Origin of the sequence: Microbacterium sp. VKM Ac-2923 (genome assembly GCF_022815605.1) — a bacterium.
Classification (GTDB): domain Bacteria; phylum Actinomycetota; class Actinomycetes; order Actinomycetales; family Microbacteriaceae; genus Microbacterium.
This window is the reverse complement of the sequence record NZ_JALGRP010000020.1, coordinates 1-24,485: the sequence shown is the minus strand read 5'-3', so window position 1 is coordinate 24,485 and position 24,485 is coordinate 1. Positions and strand designations below refer to the sequence as shown.

The window sequence follows — 24,485 nt, the reverse complement described above, 5'->3', positions numbered from 1 at the left end:
CTCGACTTCCGCAGCCCACATGTCATGCTGACCGAACTGATCAACGGTGTTGCACTAGCCACCTGAGACCACCTTCGGAACGTCCGGGTGTTTTGGACACTCACGCCCGCGGGTCGGAGACCGTGTACCGCGTGCTCGGTCGCCCGGCGGTGGTGTAGTCGAGACTGCGCGCGCACCCGCCGTCGTCGGCGAGGTGCTCGAGGTAGCGGCGGCAGCTCACGCGCGACAGGCCGAGGTGGTCGGCGACCTCGGCCGCACTCGCCGATCCCAGTTCGGCCAGGGCGGTGCGCACCAGATCGAGCGTCGGGCGCGACAGCCCCTTGGGCAGGGGGCGCTTGGTCACGGGCCGCAGCACCGCGTCGACGCCCTGCTGGTCGAGTGAGCCCGCGACCGCGGCGGAGGCTCGACGCTCGGCCAGGACATCGTCGATCCGCGTGTGCAGCTCACCGGCCGTGAACGGCTTGACGAGGTAGTGCTGGACGCCCATCAACCGGGCGGTGCGGACGGTGTCGACGTCTCGCGCCGCGGTCACGGCGATCACCTCCGGTTGCGTGAGCGTGCCGTCGGCGCGCACCGATCGCAGCGCGTCGAGCCCGGAGAATCCCGGGAGGTGCACGTCGAGCAGCACCCGATCGGGACGCAGCTCGGCGACCGCGGTCACGGCATCCGGTCCGCTCCCGGCGGTCCCGACGAGCTCGCATGCGGGGTGCGCCGAGACGAACCGGCCGTGCAGCGACGCCACGGCGGGGATGTCGTCGACGACGAGCACGCGCAGCATCACGGCACCCTCTCGGCCACGGGCAGCAGCACCTCGAAGCGCGCGCCACCGAGCGGGGACGGCTCGACCCGGGCGTCGCCGCCCCGACGGCGGGCGACGCGACGCACGAGGGCGAGACCGATGCCGCGCGCACGGGCGTTCGTGCCCTTCGTGCTCACGCCCTCGTCGAACACGTGCGCGCGCAGCGCATCGGGTACCCCGGCACCGCTGTCGTCGACCCGCACGCGCACCGAGGAGCCGGTGGCATCCACCGTCACCCGCAACCGGTCGCCGGGGCGGCACGCCTCGAGGGCGTTGTCGACGAGGTTCCCGACCACGGTGATGAGGTCGCCGACCGACTCGGGCGGGGGAGTGCCGTGGGCCACGACCTCGAGCCGCACGTCGAGCTCCCGGGAGCGGGCGATCTTGACCGACAGCAACGCGGTCAGCTCGCTTCCGAGGGCCGCGGCATCCGGTCCCGGATCCAACGGGCCGCCCGGTCGCACCTGCGCGATGAACTCCCGCGCGTCGTCCCAGGCGCCGAGTTCGAGCAGGCCCGACACGACGTGCAGCGAGTTGGCGAACTCGTGCGCCTGCGCGCGCAGCCCCTCGGTGAGCGACTGCTGCCCGTCCATACTGCGCAGCGCCTCGTGCAGTTCGCTGTGATCGCGCAGCAGCAGCGTGCCGCCGACCATCCGGCCGCGGTCGTCGCGGAGCCCCGTGGAGCGGGCGATGACGGGACGCTCGCCCGCCAACACCAGCCGCCCCTCGGGCTCGCCGTCTTCCATCACCTGCAGGAGCGGCCCGTCGAGCGTCTCGTCGGCTCGGCGTCCGCCCAACGTCCCCCGACCGATGAGGCGCTCGGCCGCGTCGTTGGCGCTGGTGACGATGCCGCGGTGGTCGACGCGGATCACGCCCTCGCTGAGGCGGTGCAGCATCGTCTCGCGCTCGCCCACCAGCTCGGCGATCTCATCGGGTTCGAGCCCCAGGATGCGGCGGCGGATGAGGGCGGCGACCCACGCGGCGCCGAAGACCCCGGCCACCGCGGCGCCGCCGAAGGCGAGGAACAGGCCCGGCAGGCGCGCCTGCAGATCGGCGGCGAGCTCGGACTCGAGCACTCCCACCGACACCGAACCGATCACGGGGGCGCTCTCGTCGTCGCCGTCGGCGTAGACCGGCACCTTCACCCGGTAGGACTCACCGAGCGTCCCCGTCTCGGTGCCCGACCACACCTGTCCCGACAGGGGGATCGACGGGTCGGTCGACACGCCCTCGCCGATGCGGTCGGGGTTCGGGTGCGACAGCCGGATGCCGTCGAGGTCGGTCACCACGACGTAGGTCAGCGCCGACGCCTCGCGGATGACCTCGGCCACGGGTTGGATCGCCACCGAGGGGTCGGGGTCGTCGAACGCCTCGACGATGACGGGCAGGCGCGCGATCGACAGCGCCACCCCGACCATGCGCTCGCGGTAGGAGTCGCGGATCGCGCTCTCTTGGATCCAGACGGTGACGATGCCGGCGCCGAGGGTCACGACGCACACGATCAGCGCCTGCAGCAGCAACAGCTGCAGTCTCAGCGACAGTGCTCGGACCACGGTTCATTCTCCCTCGCCGCCCGCGTCGGGCGCAGGCCGGCGTGCGACCAATAGTTGCCGAAGTCGTCGTTAGTTGCACAAGCGCGACGGCCGACTTCGGTGCTGTCTACGGTGAGCCATCAGCGGGGAGGCGACGGCGCCTCCTCGAACTCGAAGAGGAGTACTGCGCATGCGTCGCACCACCATCGCCCTCGTCCCCCTGGCAGCGCTCTCGCTCGCAGCCCTCACCGGCTGCAACCCGCAGGGTGCGGGCGCCGGGGGAGCGGCCGCCTCGGACGATGCCGCCGCGATCGACTCGGTGAACATCGTCGTCCCCGCCGACCCGGGCGGCGGCTGGGACCAGACCGGTCGCGCCGTCTCCGACGTGCTGACCGGGGACGGACTGGTCGGCACCGCGGCCGTCAGCAACGTCGGCGGAGCCGGCGGCACCGTCGGTCTCGCCTCGCTGGCGAACGAGCGCGACCCCTACACCCTCATGGTCACGGGCCTGGTGATGGTCGGCGCCGTCGAGACGAACGCCGCCGAGAACCGCATCGAGGACACCACCCCCATCGCCCGGCTCACCGAGGAACCGCTCGTGGTGGTCGTGCCCGCCGCGAGCGAGTTCCAGACGCTCAAGGACCTGATCGACGCCGTCGTAGCCGACGGCCAGGGCGTCACGATCACCGGCGGCTCCGCCGGCGGCGCCGACCACATCCTCGCGGGGCTGCTGCTCGAGGAGGCCGGACTCACCGGCGCCGACATCACCGAGAAGCTGAACTACGTGCCGAACGCCGGCGGCGGCGAGGCCGTGTCGTTGCTGCTGGGCAACAACGCCGCGGCCGGAATCTCGGGCGTGGGCGAGTTCGCCGAGTACGTCGAGTCGGGCGACCTGCGCGCCCTCGCCGTGTCGAGCGAGGAGGCCGCGACGCTGCTTCCCGACGTGCCCACCATGACCTCCGAGGGTTTCGACGTCGTCTACACCAACTGGCGGGGCCTGCTGGCGCCCGGGGGGATCAGCGAAGCGGATGCCGCGGGCCTCACCGCCCTGGTCACTGAGATGCACGAGTCGGGTGCGTGGAAGACCGTGCTCGAGGAGCGCGGCTGGACCGACGCCTTCCTGACGGGTGAGGAGTTCACCTCGTTCGTCGACGAGAACATCGTCGACGTGTCGGGCACTCTCAAGAACATCGGGTTGGTCTCGTGACGACCACCGAGTCACCGGGGGCGGACACCGTCCGCCCCCGGTGGGGCGCCGACCGCATCGGCAACGCGATCTTCGCGGGCGTCGTATTCGGTCTCGGCGTCTTCGCCCTCGTCGGGGCCTTCGCCATCCGCGTTCCCGCGGGGCAGGCCATCGGCCCGCAGGTGTTCCCCTTCGCCGTCGCCCTCATCCTGCTCGGCTCCGGTGCTGCGCTCGTCGTCTCGGCGCTGCGCGGCAAGGTCGCGCCGCGCGAGGAGGGCGAGGACATAGACCCGGATGCCAAGACCGACTGGTGGACGATCCTCAAGCTCGTCGCGCTGATGGTCGCCGTGCTGCTGCTGCTCGAACTGCTCGGCTGGTGGATGGTTGCAGCCCTCCTGTTCGGCGGCGTCGCGTGGACCCTCGGGGCCAAGCGCCCCTGGGCGGCCTTCCTCGCCGGTCTCGTCATCGGCATCGGCACCCAGCTCCTCTTCGGTGAGGGCCTGGGCCTCTTCCTTCCTCGCGGGGCTGCCTTCGACTGGTGGTACGGCCCCGGACCCCTGTTCGGCTAGGAGGCCGTCGACATGGATTCTGTCAACTCCCTCATGGAGGGCTTCGCCACCGCGCTGCAGCCGGAGTACCTGCTGTTCGCGCTGCTCGGCGTGGTCATCGGGACCGCGGTCGGGGTGCTCCCGGGCATCGGCCCGGCCATGACCGTGGCACTACTGCTGCCACTGACCTACACGCTGTCGCCGACGGCGGCGATCATCACCTTCGCGGGCATCTACTACGGCGGGATGTACGGTGGCTCGACCACCAGCATCCTGCTCAACACGCCGGGTGAATCGGCATCCGTCATCACCGCCATCGAGGGCAACAAGATGGCCAAGCTCGGTCGCGGGGCTGCGGCCCTGGCGACGGCGGCGATCGGCTCGTTCGTGGCCGGCACCATCGCCACGGTGCTGTTGACCCTCTTCGCCCCCCTGCTCGCGCGTTTCGCGGTCAACCTCTCACCGGCCGACTTCGTCGCCCTCATCGTGGTGGCCTTCATCACCGTCGGTGCGTTGCTCGGCTCCTCGCCCGCCCGCGGGCTGGCCTCGCTCGGCATCGGCCTGCTCGTCGGCCTCATCGGCACCGAGGCGACAACCGGCCAGGCGCGGTACACGATGGGCGTGCTCGCGCTGTCGGACGGTGTGAGCGTCGTGCTCGTGGCCGTCGGGCTGTTCGCGGTGGGCGAGACCCTCTACGTCGCCGCGCGCCTGCGGCACGGACCGATCCCGGTGATCCCGGTCACGCGGGGCTGGCGCAACTGGATGACGCGCGAGGACTGGCGGCGCTCGTGGAAGCCGTGGTTGCGCGGCACCTTCATCGGCTTCCCCGTGGGCACCATCCCCGCCGGTGGAGCGGACGTGGCGACCTTCCTGTCGTACGCGAGCGAGAAGAAGCTGTCGAAGAACAAGGGGCAGTTCGGTCGCGGAGCGATCGAGGGCGTCGCCGGACCCGAGGCGGCCAACAACGCCGCCGCGGCGGGCGTGCTCGTGCCGCTTCTCACCCTGGGCCTGCCGACGACGGCCACCGCGGCCATCATCATCACGGCCTTCCAGTCGTACGGCATCCAGCCCGGGCCCCAGCTGTTCCAGAACCAGGGTGACCTGGTGTGGGCGCTGATCGCGAGCCTGTACATCGGCAACGTGCTGCTCATCGTTCTGAACCTGCCGCTGGCGGGACTGTGGGTGAAGGTGCTGCAGATCCCGCGGCCCTACCTCTACGCCGGCATCCTCACCTTCGCGGTGCTGGGCGCGTACGCGGTGAGCTTCTCGACGCTCGACATCGTCATCCTGCTGGTCGTCGGTGCTCTGGGGTACTTCATGCGGCGCTTCGGCTTCCCGATCGCGCCGCTCATCGTGGGGTTGATCCTGGGGCCGATGGGTGAGCAGCAGCTGCGCAAGGCGCTGCAGTTGAGCCAGGGCAACGTCGCCGATCTCGTGCTGCACCCCTTCGCCGCGTCGGCGTACGTGCTGCTGGCGGTGTTCCTGGTCGTGGGTCTCTGGCTCAAGCGTCGGCAGAGCCGTTTCGAGCGGGCGCTCGAGGCGTCGCTCGCCGCCACCGAGGGGCACCCGCAGGCCGGGGTCGACCATCTGTGGGAGTCGGGCGAGCGCCCGACCGATGTGCGCACCGAGTCGATCCGCGCGGAGATCGCCGCCGAGCAAGCCCGCGCCGCCCGGGACGAGCCGCCTCGGGAGTAATCGCGCGCCGGACCCCTTCGTCGAGTGTCCACGACACGCTGCTGCCATTGCTGGGCAGCCGGTGTGTCGTGGACATTCGTCGTGAGGGGGCACGGCGCGGGCCACGCTCGCAAGAACTGCGGAGAGCGCTCGAGTGCGCCGTGTCCGCGGATGCCGTCAGGCCGCATCCGGTGCGTCTGAGACCCTCGTGCGTTCAGGCCGCATCGCGGCGACGCGGCGCGGCGGTCGACCGGCCCACCAGACGTAGAGGCCCGCAGCCAGGACGGAGCCGACGAGGACGAAGATCCACCACGGGAACGAGGGGATGTCGGGGCGGGCGCCTGCCCCGTCGATCTCGGACTGCGGCGTCGGGATGACGCGCTCGCCGGTCACGAGGATGCGATGGCTGTTCACGCCCAGCGGCGTGCACGTCACGAGGGTGACGAGGTCGCGGCCGACGACCGGGGCGAGCGACTCGGTGTCCTCCGGCTCGACGACGCGCGTGTCGACGACGCGGTAGACGAGCACCTCGCCGAACACTTCGATGGTGAAGGTGTCGTCGAGGCCCACGCGGTCGAGGTGGGTGAACAGCTCGGCGGTCGCGAGCCCCCGGTGGGCCGTCAGCACCGAGTGCGTGGTCTCGCCGCCCACGGGCAGCGCGGTCCCCTCGAGGTGGCCGACACCCTCGTAGAGCACCTGCTCGCTGGTGCCGTGATAGACGGGGAGGTCGACGGCGATCGTGGGGATCTTCAGCCGGGCCATGAGGCCCGCGGCATCCGATCGCAACTGTTCGGCGTAGTCGCTGGTCTGATCCGGGGAATTGGCCAGGGGGAGACGCTCGTTTGCGGCGATCTCCGCCCCGCCGTCGATCAGGCGATCGTTGTAGGCCCGCGCGGCGGCCAGCTGGTCGGCGAGCGTGTCGGCGCCGAGGTCGCGGATCTGATCGGAGTACCCGTCGATGACCTGCGACTGCACGTATTGCGCGAACCACGCGGCCACCGTCGGGTACATCAGCAGGCTCACCCCGGCGAGGGCGCCCACCGCGAGAGCGAGGGAGACGAGCGACAGCTTCCACTTCGGGCGACGTCGATCTCGTCGCAGCGGAGCCGACGAAGGGGACGACGGTGCGGCGTCCTGCCGCACCATCGTCCCCTCGTTCATGCGGTGATGCCTTAGGCCGGGGCCTGCACCGCGCGGGCGCGGCGACGCGACACGACGAACGCCGCACCGACCATGGCGGTCAGCAGGGCAGCGCCACCGACGCCGAACCACAGGCCGCCGTCGCCACCCGTGATGGGCAGGGCGAACGCGGGCACCTGGTTGTGCGCGAACTCGACGTAGTTGCGCACGGGCGCGGTGGTCGAGGACGGGCCGGGCACGACCGCGGTCAGGATGCGATCGGGCGAGGGCAGCTGGTACCCGGTCGGCGAGGTGATCTCACGGACCCAGTAGCTGCCGGGCGTGATGATCGGCACGATGACGTTGCCATTGGCGCCGGTCGTCCAGTTGGTCGCCCCGTTGATGACGATCGGGTTGGCGCCGTTGATGGCATCCTGCTCCGTGAGGAACACCTGGTAGACCGCCCCCGCGAGCGGCACGCGGGAGCCGTTCGAAGTGGTGTAGGCCGACACGGTGAGCTGGCCGATCGGCGTGCTGCCGGTGACCTCCTCGGTCGCACCGTTGACGTTGGCGCGCGCAGTGTTGACGATCACGCCGTTGGCCGGGATGGCCGTGGCGCGCGTGAGCACGTTGAACGTCACGGTTCCGCCCTGCAAGCCCGCGAGACGCGCGCGGCCGGCCGCGGTGAAGTCGAGGGTCAGGGTGCCCCCGGTGTTCGTGATCGTGTAGTCGGTGTTCTCGGCGAACGTCTGAGCGGTACCGGAAGCGTTCGTGACCACGACGTTCGACGGCGTGACGCCCGAGGGAACGGTCGCCGCCGTCAGGTAGGTCAGCTCCGAGGGGAGCACGTCGGTCAGGGTGAACACGTCGATCGCGTCACCGGTGGCGAGCGTCGGGATCGAGGAGGCGATCGCCCAACGGATCAGGTCGGGGTTGCGCTGCTCGACGGACCCGGCCGGGGCGGGAACGCGCGTCTTCGTGAGCTGCGTGACGGCGTTCTTCGGGTACACGTGCACGTCGTAGATCCACTGGTTGGCGGGCGAGCCCGCAGCGCCGGTGGGCGTCGGCAGCGTCACCAGGAACGGCGCTGCCGGGTTGGTGGCGGTGGCCGGCAGCTGGGTCTCGGTGATCAGGTACACGCCGATGGGCAGGCCGGTCGGGTACAGCGCCGGGTCGGGCGAGAACGTCGCGACACCGGCGGTGTTGGAGACCGACGAGACGAAGCTCACCGTGTTGGGACGCTGGGCGGCCTGCGCCGGCGTCAGCGAGGCGGCCTGCGTCCACCCGGCGGACGTGGTCAGGTCGACGCCCGACACGAGCGTCGCGGTGAACTGCGCTCCCGCCAGCGGGTCTGCCGGCGGCGTGGCCAGCTGCTGGCCCGTCGAGGTCGGGTTCAGCGGCGTCGAGGGTCCGAGCGCGTGCTTGTGCAGCGTGAGGGTGCGGTTGACCGTCGAGTCGATGTTGCCCGGCAGCGTCACAGCCGATGCGGGAGCGACGGCCCCGACGGCGGTGAGGGCCCCGAGCGCGAGGACGCTCAGAACGGTTGCCGCTTTCTTGCGGATGGACATGGTGGTTCCTCTCGGAAGGTGATCGGTGATGCGGAAGTGGTGCGGTCGGCGGCGTCGCGCGACGGGAGGGTTCACGTCGGAAGGCTCCCTCCCCTGCGTCTGCGATGGATCAGTGCGCCCGCGACGGCGAGGGCGAGCAGGAGGCCTCCGGCGATGACGAACGTGTCGGCGCCGACGCCGCCCGTCAGGGGCAGGACGGGGCCGACGACCGGGGCGTTGACGAAGCGGTAGATGACGCTCTGTCCGGCGGCGGGAGCCGTCACGCTGCGACCGGCGACCGTGGTCCACGTGGAGCCGTCGAGTCGTTCGAGGCGGAGGGTGAGATACGCCAAGCGCGTCCCGGACACGGTGGGCGCCTCCGACAGGGTGTACCCGTGCCCCGGGCGCACCTCGAAGGTGCTCGCCGCGTTGCCGGCGACGGGGTCGTACGCGGCGCCCACGCGGCTCTGAGTCGGCAGCGATGCGCCGGCGAGGGCGGCGGGGGCGGCCGTGACGGTCCAGGTCGAGGGGACGAAGCCGGGGCTGGGAGCGGTGACGTCCTTGAGCACCGTCATGGTGGCGGTGGCGTTCGTGGCCGTGCAGGTCACGGCGGCGCCCGTGCGCAGCGTCACGTCGCCCGCGGCCGTGACGGTCACCTCGGCCCCCGTCGACTCCACGCATCGCCACGCCCCGACCTGGACGTAGGCCGCGTTGGTTCCGGTCTCGGCCAGCCGGTAGGCCCGACCGGGTGAGACGGGGATGTTCGTGGCCGCGGCGCTGCCCGTGCGGCCGGTCGGTCCCGCGAGCGCACCCGTGGGGGCGGTTGCGGAGAGCGTCCAGTCGGTGGCGGGGGCCGAGCCCGACGAGACCGTCTTCACCAGGGTGAGCGAGGTGATCGACTGGTTGACGAGCGTGCACGCGACGACCGCCGAGGGTCCGACGCCGGCGATGGTGCCGCTGACCACCCCGCCCGTGGTCGTGAAGGTCACGGCCGTCGCTGTGCCGTTCACCGTGCACGTGCCGCTGACGAAGGTGAAGCGCGTCTGCTGCACCTCCGAGATCGTGAGGGTGGCACGGGATGCCGCAGAACCGAAGAGGACGCTCCACACCGCGTTGCCCGCGGCGTCGCTGAGCTGACGCGGCGCTTCGCTGGGCAGAACGGTGGCGGTGCCGGCGGTCGCCGTGGCGGCTGCGCCCAGGCTCCAGCCGGCCGCGGGTGCCGACTGGCCGGTCGCGGGGTCGAGGACGCGTTTGGTCACCGTGACCGTGGCGACGGGTGCGGGGGAGTTGAAGAACGTGCACACGACGTTCGCGCCGAAGCGGTCGGGCATCGTGATGGTGGTGCTGGTGGCGCTGGCGTTCGCGATCCGGATGCCGTCTGTCCAACACTCGAGACGCACCGTGTAGGCGCCGATGGCCGACGTGGATCCTGTCGCCATCGTCTCCGACACCGTCAGCGTCGAGCCGATAGTGGCGGGGAAGGGGCCCACCTGCGCCGCCTGTCGGCCGATGGTGGTTCCCGTGGTGGTCGCTGTGCCGAGCGCGCCGTTGGCGTCGGCGAGGGTGAGCTGGAACTGGTCGGCGGTCGCCGCCCGCCCGACGACGTTCTTCTGCACGGTGACCGTGCCGGGGCTGTTGCAACTGGCCAGGTCGGTCGAGGCGAAGTCGATGCGGGGGCTGCCCGAGACGCGCGTCCACGTGGTCGGGTCGAACTCGTAGGTGCTGGTGTTGCTCGACAGGTAGACCGTGCCGCGGGGCGAGAAGGCGATGCCGTTGACGCTGCCGAAGGCAGGCGTGGCATCCAGTCCGATCAGGGTGCGCGTCGTCGAGGTGCTGACGGCGAGGGTGCCGCCGGTGGCACCGGCCAGGACGTCGGCGGTGACGGTGAAGATGGCGGCGCTGCTGGCGTTGTTGACCGTGGCAGCTCCCAGGATGTACAGGTTGCCGCGGTTGTCGAACGCCATGTCGCCGTTGCCGTTGGGGGCGCTGCCGGCGCTGAACGATCCGAGGTAGACGAAGCGGGATGCCGCGGGGGCGGACTCCGTGAAGCTCCACAGGTAGAAGGACCCGTTGTTGTACTTGCCGAAGAGATAGCGGCCGGTCGCGAGGTCGATGGCTCCGGCGACGACGCTGCCGCCGATGGCCGTGCCGGCGCGGTCCGCCGTGGTGTACGCCGTGTTCGCGAGCGTCTCGAAGCCCCCGGTCGGCGACCATTTCAGCACGGATGAGACGTTCACGGCATCCGTCGACCGATTGAGGGCGTACGCACCGGCGCCGCCGGCGGCGACACCGAGGGAGTTCGCTCCGGTCACGTTGCTCCACGTGCCGACGGTGGCCTGGCCACCGCCGGCGCCGTCGGCCTGGATGAGGGCACCGTTCGTCGTGACGCCGTAGAACAGGCCGCTGTCGCAGAACAGGCGCGGCTGCTGCACCGTGTTGGTGAACGTGCAGACGACCTCGGCGCCGTCGTCCTGCGGCATGGTGAGCGGGCCCGAGCGGGAGCTGCCGGTCGCGATCACGGTTCCGTCGCGGGTGCACTCGTACGAGCTTGCGTATCCGAGCGCGGCGCCGGCGGTCGGCACCTCGGCGATCGTGTACGTGGCGCCGGACTCGACGATCTGGCGCGACACCTGCGCCGCCTGCACCCCCGTCGCGGTGCCGGTGGTCGTCGCCGACGCGATGACGGTGGTGCCGCTGCGCAGAGACAGCGTGAACTGATCGGTGGAGGCCAGGCGCGCGGGCAGGTTCTTGCGGATGGTGAGGCGCGAGGCGGGCGTGACCGTGAGGGTGGCGGCGTCGGGCGCGACGAGGGGGGTGACGACGTTACCGGCGGCGTTGGTGTACGTGCCCTCGGTGGATGCCACGACGTTCACCGTGATCGTGCAGGAGGACGCGCCGGTCGCCAGGTCGCCACCGGCGACGGCGATGCCGGACGACCCGGCGAGGGCGGTGACGGCGAACGCGGTTCCCGTGACCTGGGCGCAGGTGCCGCCGACCGCGGGAGTGGGAGCGACGGTGACGCCCGCGGGGAGCGTGTTGGTGAAGGTCCAGTCGTTCTTGGCGATGGCGTCGGACGTATTGGTGATCGTGTAGGTCAGCGTCGAGGCCGTCCCGACGGGGACGCTCGCGGGGCTGAACGACCAGTCGAGACTGGGGGTGACATCGAGCACGCGCAGGTTGTCGACGCCGAACCCGCTGCCGGTGCCGGTGGTGGTGTTGGTCAGGCGCACCTGGGCTGCGGCGATCTGCGCGGGCGTGAGGAGGGCGGCCGAGGTGCCCGTGAAGGTCGCGGCACGCGCCGAGGTGGTGACCGCGGGGTCGAGGAGTCCGCCGGATGCCGTTTGCGTGGGGGATGTGTAGAAGACGTTGCCCGTGATCGTGCACGGGTTCACGGCGGTGGAGAAGGGAGCCAGCAGCGTCGCGGTGCCCGAGAACAGGGAGAGCGACAGCGCCGGTGCGGCCGTGGTGCTGCAGGGCGCCGCTGCCGCGTCGAAGCGCAGCGTGTAGTACCGCGATCCGGCGGCGCTGATTCCGATTCCGCTGGCGGTCTGCGCCACGGTCGTGCTCGTGACCGCCGCGTAGGGGAGGTCGACGAGAGCGTGGTTCGCGCGTGTCGTGGCGGTCGAGCCGTTGGCGGGCGCCGTTGCGGTGGTCGAGCCCGTGGTGCCGGTGGCGACCTGGCCGAGGACGTCGGCGAGACGGCGGACCTCTCGCGCCGAGGCCGTCGACACGGGGATGTTCAACAGCGCCTGGCTCGGGCAGAACTGCGCGTTCGGGTAGACCGCCGAATAGTTCACCAGCACGCCGGTGCAGGTGGTGCCGGTCGCCCACCCTGTCGAGACGGTGTACCGCCCGCTCGCGTACGCGGTGATCGAGGACGGGGTCGTGGTGTTCAGGCCCTGCTCGAAGGTTTCGATCCACGCCTCCGCGGGCGCCTCGGGGATCCCGGCCGCGAGGATGCCGACGCTCGAGCGGGCGGCGAGTGCGCTTCTGGCGGGGGGCGCGCGCTCTCGGGTGTCGCTGGGGTTCCCGGCGGACGGGGGGATGGACGCCGTGATCCGGGGGCTCGCGCTGGGCGACGGGCTCGGACTCGTCCCGGCCGAGGGAGCGGCGGGTGCGGGCGTGTCGTCACCGGGATCGGACGGCGTCGGGGTCGCTTCGACGGGCTCTGCACCGGGGGCCGGTGAGGGCGTCGCAGCGCCGGATGCCGAGGGGGACGACGATGCGGTCGGCGCGGAGGTGGGCGCGGGCGAGACGGCCGCCGGCGCGGACTCCGCGGGGGACGGCGTGGGGGTGGTGGTCGCCGACGCGCTGGCCGGCGTCACACCGGAACCCAGCAGCAGCGCCAGCACGGCCACCGCGGCGGCGGTGGAGGCGGCGCGCGCGCGGGTGGGACGCGTGACGAAGCGACGGGACGAGAACATGGGCCTCTCGCGCGACGGACGGCGTCGCGTGGGGTGTCGGAATCTGGACGGGGCAGCTCGACGAGGGAGCATGCGGCGAGCTATTCAATATCCAGTATCCGTCGATTCATTAAGAGCCTCGGGACCGGTACTTTTCAAACTATAGGGCAAGCAATTGGCTCGCACGCAACCTTTTCGGACAACGTCCGGAACTTTCTTTTTGTGTCGCGGTGATTTCCGAAACGTCGCCCCGATCGTCGCCTGAGACGCAGGGGAGGACAGGGATCTACCTCGCGGATTCCGCAGCCTAAGAGTCCGGAGATGCTTTACCCAGTGAGCGGAAACGGTCGGTCTCCGACGATCGTCGTGTGTTCTCTCGCCGTTGTCGCGGCCGCGGGACAATGGACGAGGGTGATTTGACGTCGGCGTGAAAGGCGGCGCCGGAAATCGACGGAGGGCTCATCGGGACGCCTCCGCCTTGTCGCGTCGGCGATGTGGCGCCGGGAGCGAGCACGCTTCTCTCCGCCGCCCCCGTTCAGCTGCGCGGCAAGAACCCGCCCAGCTGCTCCGCGATCACGCGATCCACCTCTGCGGGGTCAGCGGTGGGAGTCCCGTCGCCGGGCTGCGGACCGTACGCACCGAAGGAGGCGTGCGAGGCGCCGGGGATCTCGACGAAGGTCGCCGTCGGGGGCAGTTGCCCCTTGGCATCCGTGATCTTCTGTGGGGTGCTGAGGCCGTCCTCGGAGCCGGAGAGGCTCAGGACCGGCAGCTCGGATGCCGACAGGTCGTTCGCGCAGTAGGAGGCGAAGAGCACGAGTGCGTCGGCGTCGGAGGCCAGCTGGCACGCACGCACCCCGCCGAGGGAGTGGCCGCCGACCGCCCAGGTGGTGACGTCGGGGGCGAGGTCGGTGAACGTCGACAGTGGCCGTGGATCGAAGAACGCGAGGTTCAGCCACGGGCGGGTGATGACGACCGTGATGCCGTCATCGACGACCGTGTCGGCGAGGGTCGCGATGTAGCCCTCGGCCTCGACCTTCGCGCCCGGGATGAACACCAGGCCCTGGCCGGTCGCCCCGGTGGTGGGGGAGAGGACGATGCCGGCGCCGTCGTCGGTGATCGTCAGCCCGGTGTTCTGTTCCGCCTCGGCGAGCGGGCCGGGCTCGGCTCCCATGACGCCCACCTGGGTGTAGATCAGGATGCCGCCGACCAGGAGCACGACGACGGCGCCGAGGCCCCCGAGCACCCACCGCAGCCACCGGCGGCGACGGGGGCGGATCGCGGACGGGAGCTCACGGTCGGTCACGTCTCGAGCGTAACCCCCGGAACCGCCGCGGCGACGGGCTTGCGGCCGGGGCTCGGAATCCGCCTTCAGCGGTGTGAACAGGCGAAACGACAGCCGCCCGACGCGGCGCACTCGGCGACGCATCGGGCGGCGGTGTCCCGGCCGTGACGGCTCAGTCGGCGAGCGCGGCCTGACGAGCCGCGACGACCTCGACGATCCGGGCCGACAACGGGTGCGCCGCGTCGAGACCGGTCACCTCGGCCGTGAACGCCTCCGCGTCGCGTTCGCGCAGAAGGCGCTGCAGCTCGACGGCCTGGGCGTCCTCGGCATCCGTGAACTCGAGGGCGGCGTCCATCGCGGCGACGAGGGCGTCGACGGGCAGACCCCGCTCGACGGCCTCGGCGGCCGGACCGACGAAGCGCTCGTGCCGCGAGAGTTTGCGCAGGGGCTGACGGCCCACGCGCCACACCGTGTCGGGCAGGGCGGCGTTGCGGAATCGACGCAGGATCGTCGCGCGGTACTCGCCCTGCACCGTGGCGTCGAGCTCGTGCTTCTCGACCAGCAGCGCGCTGGTCTCTTCGAGCGCCGCCTCGACCCGGGCCGCGATCGCGGGGTCGGCGAGGGCGTCGGAGATGCGGTCGATACCCGCCTGCGCCCCGAAGTACGCCGTGGTGGCGTGCCCGGTGTTGACCGTGAAGAGCTTCCGCTCGATGTAGGGCTCGAGGTCGTCGACGAAGTGCGCGCCCGGGATGTGCGGAGGGGTGTCGCCGAACGGCGCCCGCTCGATCGCCCACTCGTAGAACGGCTCGACGGTGACGTCGACGCCGCCCTGTGCCTGGGCCGGCACGATGCGGTCCACGGCGGTGTTGGCGAACACGGCACGGGAGGCTAGGGCGTCCCACGACTCGGCGGCGATGGCGACGATGTGCTCACGCAGCTGGGCGGTCGCACCGATCGCGTTCTCGCACGCCATGATCTGCAGCGGCGCGAGGGAGGGGTCGCGAAGCGCCAGGCCCGCGACGATGTGAGGGGCCACGAACTTCAGGATCGTCGGGCCGACGGCGGTGGTGACCACGTCGGCCGTGGCGATCTCGTCGACGAGTGCCTCGGCATCCACCGAGCTGTCGATCGCGCGGAAACCGGTCACCTCCTTGTCTACGCCGCCCTCGCCCACCTCGTGGACGGTGTACGACGACGCGTCGTTGATGGCCTGGACGAGGGCCGCCGAGACGTCGGAGAAGACGAGGTCGTAGCCGCCCTCGTGCAGCAGCAGGCCGACGAAGCCGCGACCGATGTTGCCGGCGCCGAAGTGGACGGCCTTCATGCGTTGACGGACCCGGAGAGGGCCTCGTAGAGCTCGTCGGGGGAGGAGGCGGCCTTGAGGCGCGCGACGTCGTCCTCCTCGGAGAAGAGGATGGCGATCTGCGACAGGATCTCGAGGTGCTCGTCGCCCTTGCCTGCGATGCCGACGACGAAGGTCACCGGCTCGCCGCCCCAGTCGACGCCGCCGTCGTAGCGGACGACCGACAGGCCCGAGGTGAGGATGGCCTGCTTGGTCTCGTTCGTGCCGTGGGGGATCGCGAGCTCGTTGCCCATGTAGGTCGACACGGTCTCTTCACGCTGCTGCATGGCCGCAAAATAGTCGGCGGTGACGGAACCTGCGGCCTGAAGCAGGTCGGCGGCCTCTTTCATCGCCTCCTCGCGGGAGGCGCTCCCGGGGTGGATGTGGACGGATTCGATGCGGAGCACGTCTGACATGGTTCTCGCCTTTCTCGTCGTGCTGTCCAGCCTCGCAAATCGCGGGCCGGACGGGAAGGCGGAGGGGCCGGTGCTGACGCCCCGGCCCCTCCGTGATAGGGGTGTTACTTCGCTTCGTGCTGCTCGCGGACCATCTGCACGACCTCGTCATACCGCGGCGAGTTCATGAAGTTGTCCACCGACACGTGCACGGAGTCGGGCGACTGCGCCTTCGCGCGGTCGGTGAGCTGGTTCTGCGTGATGACCAGGTCGGCGGAGCCGTCGAGGTTCGCGATCGCCTGGTTGGTGACCGTGACCCCGTCGAGGCCCGCCTTCTTGATCTTGTTGCGCAGGACGCTCGCGCCCATCGCCGACGAGCCCATACCGGCGTCGCAGGCGAACACGATGTTGCTCAGCTGCTTCGTGGCGACACCGCCGCCGAGCCCGCCGAGAGCGCCGTCGACGGCGCGGTCGGCCGCCTCGGTGGTGCCCGAACCGGTGGTGCCCGCCGTGCGGGTGCGCAGAGCCCCGAGCGTTGCGGACTCCTTGCCCTTGTTGGCGGCGGTCTGGTCGATCGCTGCCGCGAAGCTGTCGCCCTCGGCCTCCTGGTCGCGCTTGCGCGAGGCGCGCAGGATGACGCCCGCCACGAGGAAGGTGACGACGGCGGCGACGACCACCGACAGGTAGACCACCAGGAGGTTCGCGGGGCCGGCGCCGATGGCGGCGACGGTGACGGCGATGATGCTGCCGGGCGCGGCCGGGAAGGCCAGGCCACCCTGGAAGATCATGTTCGTGGCGACACCCGAGGCGCCACCGGCGATCAGGGCGAGGATCGTCATGGGCTTTGCGAGGGCGTACGGGAAGTAGATCTCGTGGATGCCACCGAGGAACTGGATGATGATCGCGCCGGGCGCCGAGGCCTTCGCCGCCCCCACACCGAAGAAGGTGAAGGCGAGGAGCAGACCCAGGCCGGGGCCGGGGTTGGCCTCGATGAGGAACAGGATCGACTTGCCGCTCTCCGCGGCCTGCTCGATGCCGAGCGGGGTGAACACGCCGTGGTTGATGGCGTTGTTGAGGAACAGCACCTTGGCCGGCTCGACGATGATCGACAGAACAGGCAGCAGGTTGAACTGCACGAGGAACGCCACGATGCTGCCGAGGACGGCGCTGATGCCGAGGAACACCGGACCGAAGGCGAAGAAGCCGACGATCGCGAGGACCATACCGAGGATGCCGGCGGAGAAGTTGTTCACGAGCATCTCGAAGCCGGGGCGGATCTTGCCGTCCCACAGCCGGTCCATCTGCTTGGTGATCCAGGCCGCGAGCGGGCCCATGATCATCGCGCCGAGGAACATCGGGATGTTGGTGCCGACGATGACACCCATCACGGCGATGGTCGCCACGACGCCACCGCGCGCACCGTAGACGATGCGCCCACCGGTGTTGGCGATGAGCAGCGGCAGCAGGTACGTGATCATGACGCTGACGAGACCGACGTAACCCTGGTAGGTGGTGCCGTCTTCGGTCGCGGTGAGCGCGGTCATGGCGCCGGGCCAGTTGATGACCGCGGCGTCACCTCCGCCGCCGAGGATCTCGGCGACCGGCGACCAGTGCCAGCCGAAGGGGCTGTTGGCGCCGAAGAACCCGGCGGGGATGAAGAGCATGGTGATGAAACCCCATGCGATGAATGCCGCGATGTTCGGCATGATCATGCCGGAGAGGAACGTTCCGAATCGCTGTACGGCGATCCGAGCCCCTCCCGGCTTCTTGGTGGCTGACGTCGTCGTCATTGCTGTGTCTCCTTGGTGTGGTGCACGGGGTCGCCGTGCGGTGGGGGGAGCGGCTCGCGCCGCCGGTGTTCGGTGGAAGGGGGCCGGAGCCACCTTCCGGACTCAGGAGGCCGCGGGCGCGGTCTCGGAGGAGGTGGAAGCGGCCTGAGCCGCCTCGCGAGCGGATGCCGCGTCGTCGGCGGCCAGGGCTGCCTCCGCGATGCGGCGGGCGTCGTCGAGGGTGTGGGTGAGCAGGCTCGCGCGCACGTCGGCGAGGGCGGTCGGAGCCATCGACAGCGTGGTGGCTCCGAGCCCGACGAGGACCACGGCCAGCAGCGGGTCGGCCGCCGCCTCGCCGCAGATGCCGACGGGCTTGCCCTGGGTGCGGCCGGCGGCCCCGACCTCGCGGATGAGGCGGAGGACGGCCGGATGCCACGGGTCCTGGAACGACGCGACCGAGCCGAGCAGGCGGTCGGCGGCGAGGGTGTACTGCGTCAGGTCGTTGGTGCCGATCGAGGCGAAGTCGGCGATCTGCAGGATGCGGTCGGCCAGCAGCGCCGACGAGGGCACCTCGACCATGACCCCGGTGGTCTTCAGCCCGTAGTCCTTCGCCAGGGCGGTGAAATAGCGGGTCTCCTCGACGGTCGACACCATGGGCGCCATGACCCAGAGGTCGGCGGGGCCGGCTTCGGTCTTGCGCGTCGCGGCATCCGCCTCCGCGAGGGCGGTGAGCTGCTCGCGCAGGATGTCCTCGCTCGCGCGCAGGGCGCGCAGGCCCCGCAGACCCAGGGCGGGGTTCTCCTCGTGGGCGTCGTTGAGGAAGGGGAGGGGCTTGTCGGCTCCGGCGTCGAGCACGCGCACGACGACCTTCTTGCCGGGGAAGGTGCTGAGCAGCTCGGTGTAGGCCGCGCGCTGCTCCTCGACCGTGGGGGCGGAGCTGGAACTGAGGAAGAGGAACTCGGTGCGGAACAGACCCACGCCCTCGGCGCCCAGCTCGACGGCCTCGGCGGCGCCGCCCGGCTTGCCGAGGTTCGCCAGCAGAGGCACCTTCGTGCCGTCGGCGAGGGCGCCGTCGGTGATCGGAGCGGATGCCGCGGCGGCACGGGAGGCGGCACGGGTGAGGGCGCGTGCCTTCTCGTCGTCGGTCGGGTCGACGATGACGACACCGGCGGCGGCGTCGACGATCACCGACTGCCCGTCCACGAGGTCCTTCGCCCCCGCGGCGCCGACGACCGCGACGATCGACTTCTCGCGGGCGAGGATGGCCGTGTGAGAGGTGGGCCCGCCCTCGGTCGTGACGAGCGCGAGCACCTTGTCGAGGTCGAGCAGCGCGGTGTCGGCCGGGGCGAGGTCCTTGGCGACGAGCACGAACGGGTGACCAGGATCCGGGATGCCGGGGGCGGCGACGCCCCGCAGACGCGCGATCACGCGCTGGGCGACGTCGTCGAGATCGGCCGCGCGCTCGCCGAGGTAGCCGCCGAGGGCGACGAGCTGCTCGCGGAACGAGGCGAAGGCGTCGTGCACGGCGAACTCGCCGGTCTTGCCCGCGGCCAGGCGGGAGTCGACCTCGGCCTCGAGGGTCGGGTCCTCGGCGATCATCGCCTGCGCCTCGAGCACGTCGCGCGCGGCGCCACCGGCCTGGGCGCCTCGGGCTTCGAGCTCACGGGCGACGGCGGCGACGGCCTCACGTACGCGCGCCGTCTCGTCGTCGAGGCTGAGCTGGCTCTTCACGTCCTTCGGGGCGGCCAGGGGCTCGGCCATGCGCGCGATGGGTCCCTGGGCGACGCCCAGTCCGATTCCGACTCCACGGAGTTCCGTCATGGTGCTTGATTTCCTTTGCTGGGCGTCTTCCGCCGGCGTCATCACGCGGCGTCCTACTCGGCGTCGTGGTCGGTGGTCAGGAGTTCGCTGAGGCGGTCGATCGTGGCCTCGGCGGCATCGCCGTCGGCGGTGAGCGTGACGTAGTCGCCGTACTCGAGGCCCAGGGCGATGATGCCCAGGATGCTCGCCGCATTGATCGGCCTCCCGGCATCCTTCGCGATCGTCACGGGGATACCGGACTCTTTCGCCGCCTGCGCGAAGAGCTTCGCGGGGCGGGCGTGCAGGCCGTGCGACGATCCGATGCGGACGGTGCGGGTCAGGTGTGGCATGGAGTCCTTTCCGTCGATTTCACATCGTGTCCGCGGGCTCGCGGACGCGCAGGGCTTCTTCGACCAGGGCGAGGGTCCGGGCGCCGGTGACGTCGGCGAAGATGTCATCGGGCAGGAGCACGACCACCACGCCCCGCCTCGCGGCATCGTCCCGGATGCGATCGAGATCGGTGGCCAGGTGCGGCCCGACGAGGACGAGGTCGGCGGAGTCGAGGTCGATCGGGAGGGACCGCGCGGTCCCGGCCGACGCGGAGTGGTCCATCCCCCGTTCCTGTGCAGCACGACGGACGCGCTGCGCCACGAACGTGCTCGACGCACCCGCTCCGCACACCACGAGGATCCTCATCGACCGGCCTTTCTCCTCGACAATTCTCCGCTCGGCGTTCCCAGGGGACAACCAGGTTCGTTTCCCACCCCCCGGAACGGGCGTCGGCGGGTGGGGGATCACGTCGCGTCCGGGGATCCTCGTCGGGATCCGGGATGTAGTATCTTCGCATGCACGTAGATAAGCAGGTATGCGGACTCGGCCCGGATTCGGAGTACGTCGAGCTCGCGGTGGAGGTGTTCGCGATGCTCGCGGACGCGACGCGGGTGAGGATCATCCTCGCTCTGCGCCGTGCGGGCGAACTTAGTGTGAACCACCTCGCGGGGACGGTCGACAAAAGCTCTGCGGGAGTGTCGCAGCACCTGGCGAAGCTGCGCATGGCGCGGATGGTGTCGACTCGTCGCGAGGGGACGACGGTGTTCTACCGCCTCACGGACGAGCACGCGTCGCAGCTCGTCATCGACGCCGTGAAGCAGGCCGAGCACGTTCTCGGCCAGCCCTCCCACCACGCGCCCGAGCAGCCTCCCGCATGAGCGGGCACCGGCGCCCCGGTCTTTGGCCGGGCGGCCTCGGACACGACCACGAGCACGGTCAGGATCACGACGAACACGCGCACCCGCACGCGCATCCGCACGGGGGTGTGAGGGGGTTCCTCCACGACCTGTTCGTCCCCCACACCCATGACTCCGCCGCCTCCATCGACGATGCGATGGAGGCGAGCGCGGCGGGCATCCGGGCGCTGAAGATCAGCCTGCTCGTGCTTCTCGCCACGACTGTGCTGCAGGCGATCGTCGTGGCGTTCACCGGGTCTGTCGCGCTGCTGGCCGACACCATCCACAACTTCGCCGACGCGCTCACCGCGGTGCCGCTGTGGATCGCGTTCGTCCTGGGTCGTCGGGCCGCCGACCGGCGCTACACCTACGGGTACGGTCGCGCGGAGGACCTGGCGGGCATGTTCATCGTGTTCGTCGTCGCCCTCTCCGCGGCCGTCGCGGGTTGGCAGGCCATCGACCGGTTCATCTTCCCTCGGCCGATCGAGCACCCGTGGCTCCTCGTGGCTGCGGGCCTGATCGGGTTCGTGGGAAACGAGGTCGTCGCGATCTACCGCATCCGGGTCGGACGCAGGATCGGCTCGGCGGCGCTCGTCGCAGACGGGGTCCATGCGCGACTCGACGGCTTCACGTCCCTGTCTGTGGTGCTCGGCGCGATCGGCATCCTCCTCGGATTCCCCCTCGCCGACCCGATCATCGGCCTCTTGATATCGGTGTCGATCATGATCCTGCTCGGGGGGACGGTGAGGGCGATCGGTGCACGTCTCATGGATGCCATCGATCCCGCGCTCGTGAAGAGGGCGGAGCAAGCTCTGGCGCGCACCACCGGGGTCGAGGTGGTCGGTCGCGTCCGGCTGCGATGGGTCGGACACCGACTGACCGGGTCCGCCACGGTCGAGGTCGACGCCGTCGACCTGGCGGGCGCCGGACGCATCGCCGCGCACGCGGCCGCGCACGTGCGCCAAGCGGTGGGCAACGTGGACGACTTCACCGTCATCCCCGCAGTCCGCAGCCCTCGGCGCACGGCAGAGCCCGAGGACGTCGATTCGGCAGTATGACCGTGCGGTTCTGAGCAGGACGCGTCCCCGCATCGCCCGCCGGATGCGGCCGGACGAGGGCTCACGTTCGAGGGGGACGCGGGTTCTTGGCGGCGCCGTTGTGCCGCCGCTGCCCGGGTGGGGGGCTCGGAATGCGGGGCATCGTGGCGTCCATCGTTTCGACGAGCTGGTCCACCGCGGCGCCCCCGACGCTCTCCGGCGAGGTCGAGTCGCCGACCTCCCACAGCGCCACATCGACGGTGGGGAGCATCGTCGACGAGGCGTTCTCCCGACCGCGACGGGGCTCGCAGACGATGACTCCGTCGACGTCGGGGCCGGGCACCGGTGTCGGGGTGGTATCGCCGGGCGGCTCTTCCTCGAGGAGCACCACGGTGAGCCGGTGCGGTCGTGCGGCGGCACGGATCCCGTTGATGATGCGGGCGGCGGACCCCTCTGCGAGGTCCGCGCAGACGACGCCGATGCGACCGGCCCGGCGGAGACGGAGCGCGCGCGCATGGGTGTTGGGACGGTATCCCAGCTCTTCGACAGCGGCGAGGATGCGGGCCCGCCTCTCCGCCGACACGAATCCCGAATCGTTGAGGGTGTAGCTCACCGTCGTCTTGGCGACGCCGGCGAGACGCGCCACGTCGGCGATGGTGGGCGAGTGCGGCGGCACACCCCGGGGAGCGGGCTGTGCCGCCGCGTTCATCGTCTTCTCCGTTCGATCGCTACTTGACCGACCCGGCGGTGAGGCCGCGGACGAAGTAACGCTGGAGGGCGAAGAACAGGATGAGCGGGACGACGACCGTGATGATCGAGCCCGCGGCGACGCGCTGCCATCCCTGCCCGTACTGACCCAGCAGGTCGTACAGCCCCTGGGTGAGGACGGCATTGGGCCCTGACCCGATGAAGATGTACGCCACGAGGAAGTCGTTCCACACCCAGAGGAACTGGAAGATCGCGAACGACGCCAGGGCGGGGACGGACATCGGCACGACGAGGCGCCAGAAGATCTGGAAGTGGCTGGCACCGTCGACGCGCGCCGCTTCGATGAGCGCGTTGGGAAGAGTGGACATGTAGTTGCGGAGGATGTAGATCGCCAGCGGCATGGCGAAGGCCGCGTGCACGATCCAGGCAGCGGGGTACTGGCCGATGATCTCCACGCCGGTGGTGTCCTTGATCCACACGAACAGCTGCAGGATCGGGATGATCGCCATCTGCACCGGCACGACCAGCAGCGACAGGATGATCGCGAAGTACACCTCCTTGCCGCGGAACTCGAGGAACGTGAAGGCGTAAGCCGTCATCGCGGCGAACATGATCGGCAGGACGGTGGCGGGGACGGCCACCGCGATGGAGTTGAAGAAGTTCGTGCCGAAGTTCAGGCTCGTGAACGCCTCGGCGAAGTTCGCGCCGGTCCACCCGGCGCCGGCGGGATCGATCAGGACGGTCCACCAGCCCGTGGCATCCGCGGCGCCCTTGGTGCGAAGACTGGTTACGACCACCCCGACCAGCGGGAACAGCCAGGCGACGGCGATGACTCCGAGGATGACGGTGACGAGGATGTGGGGTCGGCGCGGTTCGACGACGTCGCCCTTCTTCTTCGCGCGCTTCTCTTCTCGCAGCGTCTGATCGACGACGGGAGCGGGGGTGATGGTCATCGGAGTTCCTCCTGCGCCTTGTAGCTCCGCACCTGGTAGACGATCACCGGGGTGACGGCGATCATCAGGACCATGACGACCGCGGCGGCTTTGCCGGGGTTCTGGAAGCTGAAGAGTTGGTTGTAGAAATCGACCGCGAGCACGCTGGTGTTGTACTGGCCACCGGTCATCGCGTAGATGATGTCGAAGAGCTTCATCACCGTCATGAGGATCGTCACGAACACCGCGATGATGGTGCCCCGGATCTGCGGGATGATCACGAAGAAGAACGTCTTGCGCTCCGTCGCCCCATCGAGGCGGGCGGCCTCGATGGTCTCCTCCGGCACGCCCTTGATGGCCGAGGAGAGCAGAACCATCGCGAACCCGGCCTGCAGCCAGATGACGATCGCCATGAGCAGGAAGCTGTTCAAGCGGCCCGCGTCGATGGTGAGCCACGGCACGGGCTCGCTCCCGGTCACGGACGTCCAGATCGCGTTGAGCAGGTAGATCTGGGGATTCCCGGGAGGGGCGTAGAAGTAGATGAACCGCCATGCCACGGCGGCCGCGACAGCCGAGATCGCCATGGGGAGGAAGATGATCGACTTGAACGACTTCTCGCGCCGGGGTCCCACGCGGTCGGCGAGGATCGCCACCAGAAGGCCGACGATCACGGCGAGCGCCGGCACGAACAGCACCCACAGGACGTTGTTGACCAGCACCGAGAGGAAGTCGGGGCTCGTGAAGAGCTCGATGTAGTTCTGCAGGCCCACGAACGTGTCGCCCTCGCCTCGCCGCTGACCCTGCTCCATGAAGCTGGAGAAGAAGGTGCGAACGGCCGGGTAGACCAGGAACAGGCCGATCAGCAGCAGGACCGGACCGATGAACACGTAGGGGAGGAGTCGCTTCTTCCACTTCTCCTGGGCCCGCTCCACGACCCAGTTGAGAGCCCAATAGATGATGAACGTGATCGCGAGGCCCGCAACCACCGAGAGCAAGGCACTGACAATGGCCATCGCTAACCGCCTGACGTCGATGTGAGGTGTCCGAAAGGTGGGGGAGGGGAGATGTCAGGGGCGGGGGGGGGGGGGCCCCCCCCCCCCCCCCCCCCGGGGGCGGCCCCGGCGGCGCCGGAGTCGGGTGATGGCCTCTCACGACTGGGCGGCCACTCCATGGCTCTTCCTGGCGC

At 70.4% G+C, this 24,485-nt stretch carries 20 protein-coding genes; 5 read left to right on the top strand and 15 right to left on the bottom strand.

Annotated elements, in window-relative coordinates; genetic code table 11:
- Positions 1–100: 100 nt before the first annotated feature.
- Positions 101–778: a response regulator gene (locus MT347_RS17680; protein ID WP_243502657.1), complete on the bottom strand. Its 678-nt coding sequence runs from the start codon at positions 776–778 to the stop codon at positions 101–103.
- Positions 778–2,352 carry an ATP-binding protein gene (locus MT347_RS17675; protein WP_243502656.1) on the bottom strand — a complete coding sequence of 525 codons (1,575 nt, stop codon included), beginning with the start codon at positions 2,350–2,352 and terminating at the stop codon, positions 778–780. Before MT347_RS17675 ends, MT347_RS17680 begins: the two co-directional genes overlap by 1 nt.
- Before the next feature lie 169 nt (positions 2,353–2,521).
- On the opposite strand from MT347_RS17675, the gene MT347_RS17670 reads away from it, so the two are divergent.
- From MT347_RS17670 to MT347_RS17660, 3 genes are read left to right on the top strand one after another with little or no spacing between them, the layout of a single operon-like run.
- Positions 2,522–3,538 carry a tripartite tricarboxylate transporter substrate binding protein gene (locus MT347_RS17670; RefSeq protein WP_243502655.1) on the top strand — a complete coding sequence of 339 codons (1,017 nt, stop codon included), beginning with the start codon at positions 2,522–2,524 and terminating at the stop codon, positions 3,536–3,538.
- Positions 3,535–4,086, top strand: a complete 552-nt coding sequence (locus MT347_RS17665) for a tripartite tricarboxylate transporter TctB family protein (protein ID WP_243502654.1) — start codon at positions 3,535–3,537, stop codon at positions 4,084–4,086. The genes MT347_RS17670 and MT347_RS17665 overlap by 4 nt, the downstream gene beginning before the upstream one ends.
- Positions 4,087–4,098: 12 nt before the next feature.
- Positions 4,099–5,760 carry a tripartite tricarboxylate transporter permease gene (locus MT347_RS17660; RefSeq protein WP_243502653.1) on the top strand — a complete coding sequence of 554 codons (1,662 nt, stop codon included), beginning with the start codon at positions 4,099–4,101 and terminating at the stop codon, positions 5,758–5,760.
- A gap of 156 nt (positions 5,761–5,916) precedes the next feature.
- On the opposite strand, the gene MT347_RS17655 is transcribed toward MT347_RS17660, so the two are convergent.
- From MT347_RS17655 to MT347_RS17610, 10 genes are all read right to left on the bottom strand, one after another.
- Positions 5,917–6,900, bottom strand: coding sequence for a class C sortase (locus tag MT347_RS17655; RefSeq protein WP_243502652.1), 984 nt, complete (start codon positions 6,898–6,900; stop codon positions 5,917–5,919).
- Positions 6,901–6,911: 11 nt separating this feature from the next.
- Complete coding sequence (locus MT347_RS17650) at positions 6,912–8,426, bottom strand: SpaH/EbpB family LPXTG-anchored major pilin (RefSeq protein WP_243502651.1); 1,515 nt, start codon at positions 8,424–8,426, stop codon at positions 6,912–6,914.
- 71 nt (positions 8,427–8,497) lie between these two features.
- Entirely contained in the window at positions 8,498–12,829 is a 4,332-nt protein-coding gene (locus MT347_RS17645) for an LPXTG cell wall anchor domain-containing protein (RefSeq protein WP_243502650.1), read from the bottom strand.
- Positions 12,830–13,343: 514 nt separating this feature from the next.
- The gene (locus tag MT347_RS17640; RefSeq protein WP_243502649.1) at positions 13,344–14,111 is read right to left on the bottom strand and encodes an alpha/beta hydrolase; all 768 of its coding nucleotides are present in this window, start codon (positions 14,109–14,111) and stop codon (positions 13,344–13,346) included.
- A 151-nt stretch (positions 14,112–14,262) separates the two neighbouring features.
- A complete protein-coding gene (locus tag MT347_RS17635; protein ID WP_243502648.1) occupies positions 14,263–15,414 on the bottom strand; it encodes a mannitol-1-phosphate 5-dehydrogenase in 1,152 nt (383 codons plus the stop codon).
- Positions 15,411–15,848, bottom strand: coding sequence for a PTS sugar transporter subunit IIA (locus tag MT347_RS17630; RefSeq protein ID WP_243502647.1), 438 nt, complete (start codon positions 15,846–15,848; stop codon positions 15,411–15,413). Before MT347_RS17630 ends, MT347_RS17635 begins: the two co-directional genes overlap by 4 nt.
- Before the next feature lie 104 nt (positions 15,849–15,952).
- Complete coding sequence (locus MT347_RS17625) at positions 15,953–17,617, bottom strand: PTS mannitol transporter subunit IICB (RefSeq protein WP_243502646.1); 1,665 nt, start codon at positions 17,615–17,617, stop codon at positions 15,953–15,955.
- A 102-nt stretch (positions 17,618–17,719) separates the two neighbouring features.
- On the bottom strand, positions 17,720–19,417 hold the full coding sequence (gene ptsP, locus MT347_RS17620; protein WP_243502645.1) for a phosphoenolpyruvate--protein phosphotransferase: 1,698 nt from the start codon (positions 19,415–19,417) through the stop codon (positions 17,720–17,722).
- Positions 19,418–19,470: 53 nt separating this feature from the next.
- On the bottom strand, positions 19,471–19,746 hold the full coding sequence (locus MT347_RS17615; RefSeq protein WP_243502644.1) for an HPr family phosphocarrier protein: 276 nt from the start codon (positions 19,744–19,746) through the stop codon (positions 19,471–19,473).
- A 19-nt stretch (positions 19,747–19,765) separates the two neighbouring features.
- Positions 19,766–20,092 (bottom strand): PTS sugar transporter subunit IIB, encoded by a 327-nt coding sequence (locus MT347_RS17610; protein WP_243502643.1) that lies wholly within the window; start codon positions 20,090–20,092, stop codon positions 19,766–19,768.
- 149 nt (positions 20,093–20,241) lie between these two features.
- Between MT347_RS17610 and MT347_RS17605 the strand changes: the two genes are divergently transcribed.
- Both MT347_RS17605 and MT347_RS17600 read left to right on the top strand, forming a co-directional pair.
- Entirely contained in the window at positions 20,242–20,604 is a 363-nt protein-coding gene (locus MT347_RS17605) for a metalloregulator ArsR/SmtB family transcription factor (protein WP_243502642.1), read from the top strand.
- On the top strand, positions 20,601–21,680 hold the full coding sequence (locus MT347_RS17600) for a cation diffusion facilitator family transporter (protein ID WP_243502641.1): 1,080 nt from the start codon (positions 20,601–20,603) through the stop codon (positions 21,678–21,680). The genes MT347_RS17605 and MT347_RS17600 overlap by 4 nt, the downstream gene beginning before the upstream one ends.
- 61 nt (positions 21,681–21,741) lie before the next feature.
- Here MT347_RS17600 and MT347_RS17595 read toward each other — a convergent pair whose 3' ends face one another.
- From MT347_RS17595 to MT347_RS17585, 3 genes are read right to left on the bottom strand one after another with little or no spacing between them, the layout of a single operon-like run.
- Positions 21,742–22,368 carry a LacI family DNA-binding transcriptional regulator gene (locus tag MT347_RS17595; RefSeq protein ID WP_243502640.1) on the bottom strand — a complete coding sequence of 209 codons (627 nt, stop codon included), beginning with the start codon at positions 22,366–22,368 and terminating at the stop codon, positions 21,742–21,744.
- Positions 22,369–22,387: 19 nt separating this feature from the next.
- Complete coding sequence (locus MT347_RS17590) at positions 22,388–23,320, bottom strand: carbohydrate ABC transporter permease (protein ID WP_243502639.1); 933 nt, start codon at positions 23,318–23,320, stop codon at positions 22,388–22,390.
- On the bottom strand, positions 23,317–24,312 hold the full coding sequence (locus tag MT347_RS17585; RefSeq protein WP_243502638.1) for a carbohydrate ABC transporter permease: 996 nt from the start codon (positions 24,310–24,312) through the stop codon (positions 23,317–23,319). Before MT347_RS17585 ends, MT347_RS17590 begins: the two co-directional genes overlap by 4 nt.
- Between the last annotated feature and the right edge of the window lie 173 nt (positions 24,313–24,485).

Excerpts from the sequence above, each read along its gene's own strand:
- MT347_RS17680 (WP_243502657.1), bottom strand. The coding sequence starts at position 778 with ATGCTGCGCGTGCTCGTCGTCGACGACATCCCCGCCGTGGCGTCGCTG.
- MT347_RS17670 (WP_243502655.1), top strand. The coding sequence starts at position 2,522 with ATGCGTCGCACCACCATCGCCCTCGTCCCCCTGGCAGCGCTCTCGCTC.
- MT347_RS17660 (WP_243502653.1), top strand. The coding sequence starts at position 4,099 with ATGGATTCTGTCAACTCCCTCATGGAGGGCTTCGCCACCGCGCTGCAG.
- MT347_RS17655 (WP_243502652.1), bottom strand. The coding sequence starts at position 6,900 with ATGAACGAGGGGACGATGGTGCGGCAGGACGCCGCACCGTCGTCCCCT.
- MT347_RS17650 (WP_243502651.1), bottom strand. The coding sequence starts at position 8,426 with ATGTCCATCCGCAAGAAAGCGGCAACCGTTCTGAGCGTCCTCGCGCTC.
- MT347_RS17645 (WP_243502650.1), bottom strand. The coding sequence starts at position 12,829 with ATGTTCTCGTCCCGTCGCTTCGTCACGCGTCCCACCCGCGCGCGCGCC.
- MT347_RS17635 (WP_243502648.1), bottom strand. The coding sequence starts at position 15,414 with ATGAAGGCCGTCCACTTCGGCGCCGGCAACATCGGTCGCGGCTTCGTC.
- MT347_RS17630 (WP_243502647.1), bottom strand. The coding sequence starts at position 15,848 with ATGTCAGACGTGCTCCGCATCGAATCCGTCCACATCCACCCCGGGAGC.
- MT347_RS17625 (WP_243502646.1), bottom strand. The coding sequence starts at position 17,617 with ATGACGACGACGTCAGCCACCAAGAAGCCGGGAGGGGCTCGGATCGCC.
- ptsP (WP_243502645.1), bottom strand. The coding sequence starts at position 19,417 with ATGACGGAACTCCGTGGAGTCGGAATCGGACTGGGCGTCGCCCAGGGA.
- MT347_RS17615 (WP_243502644.1), bottom strand. The coding sequence starts at position 19,746 with ATGCCACACCTGACCCGCACCGTCCGCATCGGATCGTCGCACGGCCTG.
- MT347_RS17610 (WP_243502643.1), bottom strand. The coding sequence starts at position 20,092 with ATGAGGATCCTCGTGGTGTGCGGAGCGGGTGCGTCGAGCACGTTCGTG.
- MT347_RS17605 (WP_243502642.1), top strand. The coding sequence starts at position 20,242 with ATGCACGTAGATAAGCAGGTATGCGGACTCGGCCCGGATTCGGAGTAC.
- MT347_RS17600 (WP_243502641.1), top strand. The coding sequence starts at position 20,601 with ATGAGCGGGCACCGGCGCCCCGGTCTTTGGCCGGGCGGCCTCGGACAC.
- MT347_RS17595 (WP_243502640.1), bottom strand. The coding sequence starts at position 22,368 with ATGAACGCGGCGGCACAGCCCGCTCCCCGGGGTGTGCCGCCGCACTCG.
- MT347_RS17590 (WP_243502639.1), bottom strand. The coding sequence starts at position 23,320 with ATGACCATCACCCCCGCTCCCGTCGTCGATCAGACGCTGCGAGAAGAG.
- MT347_RS17585 (WP_243502638.1), bottom strand. The coding sequence starts at position 24,312 with ATGGCCATTGTCAGTGCCTTGCTCTCGGTGGTTGCGGGCCTCGCGATC.